At 74.3% G+C, this 11,318-nt stretch carries 8 protein-coding genes; 6 read left to right on the plus strand and 2 right to left on the minus strand.

Annotation, left to right across the window (positions count from 1 at the left end; all coding sequences use genetic code 11):
* Window positions 1-3,348: non-ribosomal peptide synthetase (locus tag LG395_RS40730; protein ID WP_225814607.1), on the minus strand; the 3,348-nt coding region annotated here is incomplete at its 3' end.
* A gap of 375 nt (window positions 3,349-3,723) precedes the next feature.
* On the opposite strand from LG395_RS40730, the gene LG395_RS40735 reads away from it, so the two are divergent.
* The 6 genes from LG395_RS40735 (at window position 3,724) to sbnB (ending at window position 9,762) form a co-directional block, all read left to right on the plus strand.
* Complete coding sequence (locus LG395_RS40735; RefSeq protein WP_171150122.1) at window positions 3,724-4,194, plus strand: cobalamin B12-binding domain-containing protein; 471 nt, start codon at window positions 3,724-3,726, stop codon at window positions 4,192-4,194.
* Window positions 4,181-5,464, plus strand: a complete 1,284-nt coding sequence (locus LG395_RS40740; protein ID WP_225814609.1) for a methylaspartate mutase — start codon at window positions 4,181-4,183, stop codon at window positions 5,462-5,464. The genes LG395_RS40735 and LG395_RS40740 overlap by 14 nt, the downstream gene beginning before the upstream one ends.
* A 72-nt stretch (window positions 5,465-5,536) precedes the next feature.
* Window positions 5,537-6,550 (plus strand): asparagine synthetase A, encoded by a 1,014-nt coding sequence (locus LG395_RS40745; protein ID WP_225814611.1) that lies wholly within the window; start codon window positions 5,537-5,539, stop codon window positions 6,548-6,550.
* Window positions 6,547-7,773, plus strand: a complete 1,227-nt coding sequence (locus LG395_RS40750; protein WP_225814623.1) for a glutamate synthase-related protein — start codon at window positions 6,547-6,549, stop codon at window positions 7,771-7,773. Before LG395_RS40745 ends, LG395_RS40750 begins: the two co-directional genes overlap by 4 nt.
* Window positions 7,770-8,717, plus strand: coding sequence for a 2,3-diaminopropionate biosynthesis protein SbnA (sbnA, locus tag LG395_RS40755; protein WP_171150126.1), 948 nt, complete (start codon window positions 7,770-7,772; stop codon window positions 8,715-8,717). The genes LG395_RS40750 and sbnA overlap by 4 nt, the downstream gene beginning before the upstream one ends.
* A gap of 37 nt (window positions 8,718-8,754) precedes the next feature.
* The gene (gene sbnB / locus LG395_RS40760; protein ID WP_225814626.1) at window positions 8,755-9,762 is read left to right on the plus strand and encodes a 2,3-diaminopropionate biosynthesis protein SbnB; all 1,008 of its coding nucleotides are present in this window, start codon (window positions 8,755-8,757) and stop codon (window positions 9,760-9,762) included.
* Between the two features lie 498 nt (window positions 9,763-10,260).
* Here the strand turns inward: sbnB and LG395_RS40765 are convergent.
* Window positions 10,261-11,318, minus strand: a 1,058-nt coding sequence (locus LG395_RS40765; protein WP_225814628.1) for an alpha/beta fold hydrolase, incomplete at its 5' end; no start/stop codon positions are given.

Below are 11,318 nucleotides of genomic sequence, written 5' to 3' on the forward strand. Positions count from 1 at the left end.
GGTCTCGGCGCGGTTGCGGCCGGCGACCGGGCTGCCGACCGCGATGTCCTCCTGGCCGCTGTACTTCGCCATCAGCAGCTGGAACACCGCCAGCAGGGACATGAACAGGCTCGCCCCCTGCCCCGCCGCCAGCCTCCGGGCCGCGCCCGCCACGTCGGCGGGCACCGCGAAGGACACCGTGCCGCCCCGGCCCGACCGCTCGGCCGGCCGCCGGTGGTCGGCCGGCAGCTCCAGCGGCCGCACCCCGGCGAGCCGCTCCCGCCAGTACGCGGACTGCCCCTCCAGCGCCGGGCCGTCCAGTGCCGCGCGCTGCCAGCTCGCGAAGTCCGCGTACTGCAGGCCGAGGGGGGCCAGGGCGTCGGGCCGGCCGGTCACCGCGGCCTCGTACAGCTCGCCCAGCTCCCGCGCCAGGATGCCCTCCGACCAGCCGTCGGAGACGATGTGGTGCACGGCGAGCAGCAGGAGCCACTCGGCGTCGGCCACCCGTACCGCCACCGCGCGCAGCAGCGGCCCCGCGGCCAGGTCGAACGGCCGTCCCGCCGCCTCGCGCAGGATCTCCCGCGCGGCTCGGTCGCCGAGCTGCCGGGCGTCGTGGACGTCCACCGGCACCTCCCGCACGGGGTCGACGACCTGGTACGGGCGTCCCGTGCCGTCCGCGGGGAACCGGGTCCGCAGGATCTCGTGCCGGGCGGTCAGCGCCGTCAGCGCGGTGCCGAACGCGTCCGGTGCGAAGTCCCCCGCCACGCGCAGCCCCACCGGGATCGTGTACTCGGCCCGGCCCGGCGCCAGCTGGTCCAGGAACCACAGGCGTTGCTGCGCGAAGGACAGCGGCAGGCGTCCCGCCGAGCGGTCCGCGCGCGGGATCGCGGCGCGGGTGCCCGGCCCCAGCGCGTCCACGGCGGCCGCGAGCAGCGCCGGTGTCGGCGCGTCGAACACCGTCCGGTGCGGCACGTCCACCCCGAGGTCCCGGCGCAGCCGGGAGGCGACCCGGGCGGCCAGCAGGGAGTGGCCGCCCAGTTCGAAGAAGTCGTCGTCCACGCCGACCGCGTCGACGCCCAGCAGTTCGGCCCAGATGCCGGCGACCACCCGCTGGGTGGGCGTACGCGGCGCGGCGAACGCGGCGGAGACGTCCGGGCGGTGGCCCTCGGGCGCGGGCAGGGCCCGCCGGTCCACCTTGCCGTTCGGGGTGAGCGGCAGCCGCTCCAGCAGGACGTACCGGGCGGGCACCATGTGCGCGGGCAGCTCCCGCGCCAGCGCCGCGCGCAGCCGGGCCGCCGCCGGGGTCGCGCCGCCGGCCGGCACGAGATACGCCACCAGTCGCTTGTCACCGGGGACGTCCTCGCGGACCACGACCGTGGCCGCGGCGACGTCCGGCCGGGACAGCAGGGCGTTCTCGATCTCTCCGAGTTCCACCCGGTGCCCGCGCAGCTTGACCTGGTCGTCCATCCGGCCCAGGTAGACCAGGCGCCCGTCCGGCAGCCACTTCACCAGGTCGCCGGTGCGGTACACACGGGCCTCGGGATCGGCCGAGAAGGGGTGCGGCACGAACCGCCGCGCCGTCAGCTCCGGCCGCCCCAGGTAGCCGAGGGCCACGTTGACACCGCCGATCAGCAGCTCACCGGGGACTCCGACCGGCTGGACCTCACCGTGCGCCCCGACCACGTAGACCTCGGTGTTGTCGATCGCCCGGCCCATCGGCACGTGGTCCGCCGCCAGGTCCACCGACACCGTCCGGCTGACCACGTTGCCGACGGTCGCCTCGGTCGGCCCGTACTCGTTGACGATCGCCGTGTCCCCGGTGCCCAGTTCCAGCACCCGGTGCGCCAGCGCCGGTGTCAGGTCCTCGCCGCCGGCGACCACCGTGGCGATGCGGTGCCGGACGCCGTCCTGCTCCAGCCGGGCGGTCAGTACCTCCAGGTGCGAGGGCGTCGCCTTGAGGAAGCTGATGGGGACGCCGGACGCGACGATGTCCACGGCCGCGTCGAACACCGTGCGGCCCGGCTCCGGCCGCGGCACCACCAGGCACAGCCCTTGCACCAGCGGCAGGAACAGCGCGGTCACCGTCAGGTCGAACGCCGCCGACGAGCACAGCAGCGAACCTGTCCGCGCGCCGGGCGCCGGGGGGTAGTTCCGGTCGCACCAGTGCAGGTAGTTGACGACGCCGCGGTGCGCGACCCGCACCCCCTTGGGACGGCCCGTGGAGCCCGAGGTGTAGATGACGTACGCCACGTCGTCCGGGCCCGCGGTGACGGCCGGGGCGGTACCGGTGCCGGCCGGCCACTCCCGGTCGGCCAGCAGCAGCGCGGTGCCCGGCGCGAACAGACCGGCGTGCGCGGACTGCGTCACCACCACCGGGGCGGCGCTGTCCTCGACCATGTACCGCAGCCGCTCGGCCGGGTAGGCCGGGTCCAACGGCACGTAGGCGGCCCCCGACTTGAGCACGCCGAGCAGCGCGCACACCAGGTCCGGTCCGTGGTCCAGGCACACCGCGACCAGCGTGCCGGGGCCGACGCCCCGCTCCGCCAGGTACCGCGCCAGCCCCTCGGCCCGCTCGTCCAGCTCCCGGTAGGTGATCCGCCGTCCGCCGTGTTCCAGGGCGACCGCGTCGGGTTGGAGGGCCGTGCGCTCCTCCACCAGCCGGTGCACGGTCGTGTCCGGGAACGCGGACCGCGGCCCGTTCCACTCGTCGAGGATCCGGTGCCGTTCGGGCCGCGTCAGCATCTCCAGCGCGCTGAGCTGCCGGCCGGGGGTGTCGCCGGCTGAACACGCCAGTGTCGCGAGGTGCCCCGCCATCCGCTCCGCCGTGGCCCGCTCGAACAGATCGGTCCGGTAGCCAAGGACACCGCTCAGCCCGCCGCCGTCCGCGACGACCTCCAGGGTGACGGGCGCGTCCGGCGGGAACACGGCGGCCTCCCGGACGGCCGTGCGCGACGCGAACCACGCCACCGCGCCCGCCGGCACCGCGCGTGGCACCGGCGCCGGGCCGGTGGCGTCCGCCATGTCCCGCGCGACCTGCGCGACGGCGTCGGTGAACACCGGGTCGCCGGCCGCGCCCCGCACCACGATCGCCGTGCCCGGGACGTCCGCCGGTACCGCCACGGGGACGTCGCCCCGGCCCGCGTACCGCGCCAGCAGCGTGTGGAACACCGTCAGCAGGACCGCGGGGAGTTCCACGCCGGTGTCGCGGGCCAGCGCGGCCAGCGCGTCGGCGGTACGGGCGGGCACGTCGAACGGAACCCGGTCCGCAGGGCCCGGGCCGTCGTCCGACGGGCGTCGGTCCCAGGGCAGTTCCAGCGGTTCCAGGCCCGCCGACTCGTGCCTCCACTCCCCCAGCTGGTGATCAGCCACCGTTCACTCCCCATCGTCAGGACATCGTCAGCGGTACAAGCGGTGCGCGGGCGGCACGTCGTACGAGGGGCGGTGAGGGGTGGGGCGGGGCACCCCGGGCGGACCGGGGGCCGCGCCGCCGGCACGACCACGGCCCCGGCGGAACGTCCGCGACAAGCACGCTAGGGCGCGCGGGCCGCGGGCTCCCAGTGGGCACAAGTGACGCCCCGCTGGGTGGTCACAACTGCCCAGTGCCGCCCGCGATCACCGCTGGCCACCATGGACGGCGTCACGAGTGGACAGCCCGTACGCCGCGATCGAAGGGCGCACGCACGGGCACCCGGCCCGATCGCAGCGGTCGCGGCCCCATCACGGTGTCGAGAGGAAAAGCCGGTCGTGTACCCGCATCACCAGCTCCCGGACGGCCCGCGCCACGCGGTCCTGACCACCATCGCCTCGGACTCACACACCTGGAACCTGCTCTTCCTGCAACTGCTGCTCGAGGAACAGGGCTGGGAGGTCACCAATCTCGGCGCGTGCGTCCCGGTCGGCGCCCTGCTCGAGGAGGTCACGGCCCGCACGCCCGACCTCATCGTCGTCAGCACGGTCAACGGACACGGCGCCGAAGAGGCCCCCGGCCTGGCCCGGGCGGTGCGCGCCGTGCCCGCCCTTGCCGAGGTGCCGCTCGTCGTCGGAGGCAAGCTGGACACCTCGGGCTGCACCGGTCCGGACGTCCACGCCGCGCTCACCGACGCCGGCTTCGACGCCGTCCTGACCGGCGCCGGCGCCGTCCCCGGACTGCTCGCCCTGCTGGACGGCCTGCCCGAGCACCGGCACGGAAGGTCCCACGCCGATGCCGTCCGCTGAACCCGCCCCCGCCGCCGGTGCCTTCCACCGCTTCATGGCGGACGCCGCCCGCGCCGGCACCCTCGTCGTGCAGCCCCGCATGGGCTTCGCCGACCCCGCCCGGATGCGTGCGGGCCTGATCGCCACCCGGGCCGCCGACGCCACCACCGTCGGCACCCTCACCCTGGACAGCTTCACCCGCGTCGGCGACTACGCGGCCGCCGCCCGCGCCGTCGCCCAGGGCCACCACCTCAACGGCTATCCGCTGGTCAGCACGGACCTCGACACCACCACCGGTCTCCTCGACGGCGTCCACGGGCCCGGCTTCCCCGTGCAGGTGCGGCACGGCTCCGCCCGGCCGGGCCGGATCGTCGAGGCCCTCATCGCCGCCGGGCTCGACGCCACCGAGGGCGGCCCCGTCTCCTACTGCCTGCCCTACGGCCGCACCCCGCTGGCCACTTCGGTCCGTGCCTGGGCCGACGCGTGCCGCAGTCTGGCCGCCCTGCGGGAGACCGGCACCGAACCGCACCTGGAGACCTTCGGCGGCTGCATGCTGGGCCAGCTCTGCCCGCCCTCGCTGCTCGTGGCCCTGTCGGTGCTGGAAGCCGCGTTCTTCCGCCGACACGGCCTGCGCAGCGTCTCCCTCAGCTACGCCCAGCAGATCAGTCCCGAACAGGACGAGGAGGCCGTCCACGCGCTGCGCGCCCTGGCCGCCGACCACCTTCCGGACACCTCCTGGCACGTGGTCGTCTACGCGTACATGGGCGTCTACCCGGAGACCCGGGCGGGCGCGCTGCGGCTGGTCGCGGACGCCGCCCGGCTCGCCGTACGCACCGGGGCCGCCCGTCTCATCGTCAAGACACCGGCGGAGTCGGCCCGCATCCCCTCCGTCGAGGAGAACGTCACCGCGCTGGAGACCGCCGCCGCTGCCGCCCGTACCGCGCGGCCGGCCGCCCCGCCGCCGTCCACCGGCATCGAGGCGGAGGCCCGCTCCCTCGTCGAGGCCGTCCTGCACCTGCACGACGACCTCGGCCAGGCCCTGGTCCGTGCCTTCGCGCACGGCTACCTGGACGTGCCCTTCTGCCTGCACCCCGACAACGCGGGGCGCACCCGCAGCTTCATCTCCGACCGCGGCCGCCTGGAGTGGTCCCGCACCGGATCGCTGCCGCTCGGCCGGTCCACCGCGGCAGCGCCGCCCCGGCGGCTGACCTCGTCCGGACTGCTGCACGCGCTCAACCACGTGAAGAACCGCTACGACGACCCCGCCGCCCTCGCGGGCAGGGCGGGCTGACCCCCGCTTACGGATCCCCTCCGCCACCGGTGGCAGGTCACCCCGCCCCGGTAACGACAGGACAGGACGAAGATGACTCTCCAGATGGATCTCCCGCCGGCCCCCGAGGCCCCCGTGCTGCCCTCGCCGCTGGAGCACCTGCGCGACCCGCGCACCCGCGCGGCCCTGCGCGTCCAGCAGGCACTGGTGGCCGGTGCCCGTGCCTTCCTGCGCTCCGACGGCGCGGTGGAGATGGCCCACCCGGTCATCGGCCCCGTCACCGACCCGGGCTCGCGCGGCGCCAAGCAGGTCGACGTCGACTACTACGGCCACCGCTACAAGCTGATGACCAGCGCCATCCTCTACAAGCAGGCCTCGCTGCTGGCCTTCGACCGCATCTTCCTCATCGCGCCCAACGTCCGTCTCGAACCCGTCGAGACCAGCAGCACCCACCGCCACCTCGCCGAGTTCCGGCAGATCGACGTCGAGTACGCGGGCGCCACCCGTGACGTCGCCATGGACGTCGCCGAGGAACTGGTCCGCCGCGCCGTGACCACCGCCGTCGACGAGTGCGGCGACGACCTCGCCGTCCTCGGCCGCGATGCCGACACCCTGCGCCGCCACGTGGCCCGGCCGTTCGCCCGCGTCCCGCACGGCGAGGTCGTCGACGGCCTGCGCCGCGACGGCTACCCGCAGGCCGCCGGGACCGAGATCGAATGGGAGGCCGAGGAGCGCATCTCCCGCCGGGCCGACGCCCCGTTCTTCATCGTCGGCTACCCCAAGGGCTCCCGCGGCTTCTACGACAAGGAGAACCCGGCCGCGCCCGGCACCCTGCTCAACTTCGACCTCATCGCCCCCGAGGGCTGCGGCGAGCTGTGCAGCGGCAGCGAACGCGAGTACGACTACGCGGCCCTGGTCACCCGGATGCGCGAGACCGGGGAGAACCCCTCCAAGTACGCCTGGTACCTCGACGTCGCCCGGCACGGCATCCCCAGCAGCGCCGGCTTCGGCATCGGTCTGGAGCGGCTGACCCGCTGGGTCACCGGCCTGGACTCCGCCTGGCGGACCACCGCCTTCCCGAAGGTCGCGGGGGTGGTGTCGCCGTGACCCCGCTGACCGCACCCGGCCTGCCCGAGGACGCCGTACGCGCCCGGGCCCGCGACGGCGCCGCCGCCGTCTTCCCGCCCCTGGACAGCTACGGCACCACCGTCTTCGGCGCCTGCCCCGCACCCGCCGGCGACGAGATCGACGCACTGCGCCTGGCCCCGCCCGTCTTCATGCCGGGCCGCCTCGCCCGGCTCATCGACCTCGGCCGCGAACCCCTCTACTCGGACGTCCGGCTCGACACCGACCTCGGCGGCTTCACCGCCCCCGTGCCGGTGTACCTGTCGGCGCTCGGCTCCACCCGCGTCGCCGGCACCAGCCTCGCGCTCAGCCGCCAGGCCGGACGGCTCGGCATCCCCATGGTCATCGGCGAGAACGTCGCCCCCATGAACGGCTTCCGGGCCGGCGGCGACGACCACCGCAAGGGCCTGCTGGAACGCATCCAGGCGTACTGCGACGAACTCCCCGACGGCGTCGGCGGCGTCTGCGTCCAGCAGAGCACCGAGGACGCCGACTCCGAGGTCTGGAACCACGTCTACAGCGACCCGGCCGTCACCGGTCTGCTCACCTCCGGCCGCCTCGGCTTCGAACTCAAGGTCGGCCAGGGTGCCAAGCCCGGCCTCGGCGGCCTCACCATGATCGACGAGGCGGTGGCGTCCGACCTCGCCGGGCAGTACGCCGTGGAGCGGCTCGGACCCGGCTCCTCGTCGCTCCTGCGCTGTGCGAGCCCCGGCACCTTCACCGAGGAGATCTTCCGCCGGCAGATCCAGCTCATGCGCAACAATTACCCGCGCGCCCGCTGCTGGGTGAAGCTGTTCCCCGGCCGCGACGTCGGCCACGCCGCCGCCGTCGCCTGGGACGCCGGCGCCCACGCCGTCGCCGTCGACGGCGCCGAGGGCGGCACCGGCTGGGCCCCCACCGGCTTCCTCGGCCACGTCGGGCTGCCCCTCGCCGAAGCCCTGCGCCGCGTCGACCCCGCCGGCCGCACCCTCCTCGCCAGCGGACGCGTCTGGGACGGGATGCGCGCCGTGAAGCTGCTCGCCCTCGGTGCCCGCGCCGTCGGCCTCGGCCGCGCCGCCCTGATCGCCGCCGACGAGGACCCCGAGCACGGACTGGAGCGCCTTCTGGACGCCATGGTCCTGGAACTGCGCATGGCCGTCAGCGCGCTGGGCCACTACACGGCGCGGGAGACCGGCCCCGAAGACCTGTGGGAGCCCCGGTCATGATCCACGAGCACGCCTACGAGCTGGTCACCGACGACCTCTTCGTCCTGCTGCCCCGGCTGGTGCCCGGCTCCGACGTCTTCCTGAAGATCGAGGGCCTCAACCCGGCCGGCTCGGTCAAACTGAAGACCGCGCTGAGCCTCATCGAGGACGCCGAGCACCGCGGCGTCCTCACACCGGGCGCCCGTGTGATCGAGTCCTCCTCCGGCAACCTCGGCATCGCCCTCAGCTCCATCTGCGCCGCGAAGGGGTACCACTTCACCTGCGTCGTCGACCCGAACACCAACGCCACCAGCATCGATCACATGCGCGCCCTGGGTGCCGAGGTGGTCGTCGTCGACACCGTCGACGCCAACGGCGGTTTCCTCCAGTCACGCATCGCCCACATCCGGCGCCACGTCGAAGCGGACCCGACCGTGGTCTGGCTGAACCAGTACGCGAACCCGGCCAACCCGCGCGCCCACTACGAACAGACCGCGCGCACCCTGCTGAAGGAGGTCCAGCACCTCGACTACCTGTTCATCGGCGTCGGCTCCACGGGCACCTTCGTCGGCTGCGCGCGGTACCTGCGCGAGTTCTCGCCCCACACCCGGATCGTCGCCGTGGACGCCCTCGGCTCCGTCATCCTCGGCGCCGCACCCGGTCCGCGCCGCATCCCGGGACTGGGCGCCAGCCGGGTCCCCGAACTGTTCGAGCCCGGCCTCGCCGACGACGTCGTCCTGGTCGCCGAGGAGGAGGCGGTGCGCGAGTGCCGGCTGCTCGCCCGCTCCCACGGCCTCCTCACCGGCGGCTCCACCGGCTCGGTGCTGGCCGCCGTCCGCCGCCGGGCCGACACCCTGCCGCCCGGCTCCCGCATCGCCGCCGTCTCCCCCGACCTCGGCGAGCGGTACCTCGGCACGATCTACAACGACGACTGGGTCGAGCGGAACCTCGGCGTCCTGACGTGATCCCGCCCGCGCCACCTGCCCCGAAAGGCAACCACCGATGTCGACCTTCCACGTGATCGACGGCTCCGTCACCCAGGATGTCATCGGCTCCGCGCCGTCAGCCGTCCTGGAGCTCGTGCGGGAGACCTACCTCCAGCACAGCCGCGGGGCCACCGTGAACCCCAACAGCCACTTCCTGCGCTTCCCGCACGATCCCGGCGCCCGGATCATCGCCCTGCCCGCCCACCTCGGCGGCGACACACCGGTCTCCGGCATCAAGTGGATCGCCAGCTACCCGCAGAACGTACGCCGGAACCTGCCGCGCGCCTCCGCCGTCCTCGTGCTGAACGACGCCGAGACCGGCTACCCGTTCGCCTGCCTGGAGGCGTCCGGGATCAGCGCCGCCCGCACAGCGGCGTCCGCCGCACTCGCCGTGGAGACCCTCGCCGACGGCGACACCCCGAAGACGGTCCTCTTCGTCGGGGCCGGCGTCATCGGCCGGACCGTCTCCGACTTCCTCGCGGCCCGCGGCACCGACGTCCGCGAGTGCCTGGTCCACGACCACGTCGACGCGTACGCCGAGACCTTCGCCGCCTACGCCGCCGACGCCCACGGCTGGCCGACCCGCACCGTGTCCCAGATCGACGCGGCCCTGGCCACCGCCGACCTGGTCGTCCTCGCGACCACCGCGCCGGCGCCCTGGCTGGCGGACGGGCAGACCCTCCTGCCGGGCCAGCTCATCCTGAACCTGTCCCTGCGCGACATCCACCCCACCGTCATGATCAAGTGTCACAACGTCCTGGACGACATCGACCACTGCCTCACCGCACAGACCTCGCCCCACCTCACGGAGACGGAGTACGGCACGCGCGACTTCATCGACGGCACGCTGGCCGACGTGCTGCGCGGCGACGTGACCCTCGGCCACGACCGCCCCACCGTGTTCTCCCCGTTCGGCCTCGGCGTCCTCGACCTGGCCGTCGGCTACCACATCTACCGGACGGCCGTGCGCACCGGCCGGGCCACCGAGATACCGGGCTTCTTCCCCGAGTTGAAGCGCTGGTGACCCGGGCGGCACCGGCCGCCGCCCCCGACGCCCCGGTCTCGTGCTCCCACCCGACAGCAGGTGGGAGCACGAGACCGGGGCGTCGCCGCGTGCGCGCACGGACAAGGCAAAGGGAGAGGGACAAAGAGATGGGCAGGGAGAGGGAGGGAGAGAGGGAGAGGGAGAGGAAGGACCAGGGCACGGCAGCGCGGGCTTGGTCCCCGCGAGGGTCTTCCGGGTCCGGTCCGGGTCCGGGTGCGGGTCCGGGTGCGGGTCCGGTTCCGGGTGCGGTGATGCGCTGTGTGCCGGCGCGTGCCGGCCGGTCCGGACGAGACTCCCGGTGACGCGGCGCGGGTCAGGGCCGGGCGGGCACGGACCGGACCGGGCGGTGCGCTCCTGGGGCCCGCGGACCGACTCCTCACGGACGACGGCGGACCGGTGAACAGAACGAGGGGCCCGCCACGTGCGTGGCGGGCCCCTCTTCGGCTGTCGGCTCCGGCGCTCCGGCGAGTCTCCCGGTCAGGCCGTCAGCAGCTCCCGTTCCCGGTCGGCGGTTGCCGCCGGCACGGCCTCCCGCAGCGTGGAGACCAGGAGCTCCAGTTGTTCGTCGCCCCTGACCATCTCCATGTGACGGCCCGGCATCGCCCGTTGGGCCAGGCCCGCCGGGTACAGCCCGTGCCAGTGGGCGACGTAGCGGGCTTCCGGCACCTCGTCGCCGCTGCCGTCACGCACCGTGTCGCTGACGAACAGCGTCGCCCTGGCCCCCGAGCGTGCGGGCCGGTAGGCGGCGAGCGACCGCACCTCGGCCTCCAGTACCGCATAGGGCAGCCACTCGTCGAGCGTGACCAGCCTCTCGTCGAGGTTCATCTCCGGCGCCAGGCGCCGCAACTCCTGTTCCGTGGCGGCCCGTTCGGCGCCGCGCTGGTTCTGGCCGCGCCGCCACAGCGCGCTCACCCGGCGGTACACCTCGGCGTGCCACTGGAAGCGGTCCCGCTGGTCGTCGCCCGTCACCGCCGGCTCCAGCAGGAACAGGCCGGTGACGTCCTCCGGGGCGCTCACCCCCATCGCGTGGGCGATCACGGCACCCGTCGACCATCCCAGGATCGTGCACGAGCCCGTGGGCTGCACCGTGCGAACCTCCCGCCAGTATCGTTCCGCGATCGACTCCATCCCGACGAGCGGCGCCTCGTCCGCGTTCAGCCCCGGGGCCTGGATGCCGTACACGGTGAACGTGCCCGCCAGGCACCGTGCGAGCGCCCGGTAGGGGTGGGTGCTGCCGCCACCCGGGTGTACGCAGAACAGGACGGGCAGCCTGGGATCGGCCACGGACGAGAGGAGCACCATGAGCCCGGACGACGCCGGTTGCGGGACGTCCAGCGCGGCCGCCAGCTCGGCCACCGTCGGGTGCCGCACGATCTGCTGGAGGGAGGCGCCCAGGCCGGCGTCCCGCAGTCGGGAGACCACCCGCACCGCGCTGATCGACTGTCCGCCCAGCTGGAAGAAGTTGTCGTGGATTCCGACGGTGTCGACGCCGAGGACGTCGGACCACACGCCGGCGACGGTCGCTTCCGTCGTGT

Origin of the sequence: Streptomyces spinosus (assembly GCF_020400655.1) — a bacterium.
In the GTDB taxonomy this organism is placed as follows: domain Bacteria; phylum Actinomycetota; class Actinomycetes; order Streptomycetales; family Streptomycetaceae; genus Streptomyces; species Streptomyces argyrophylli.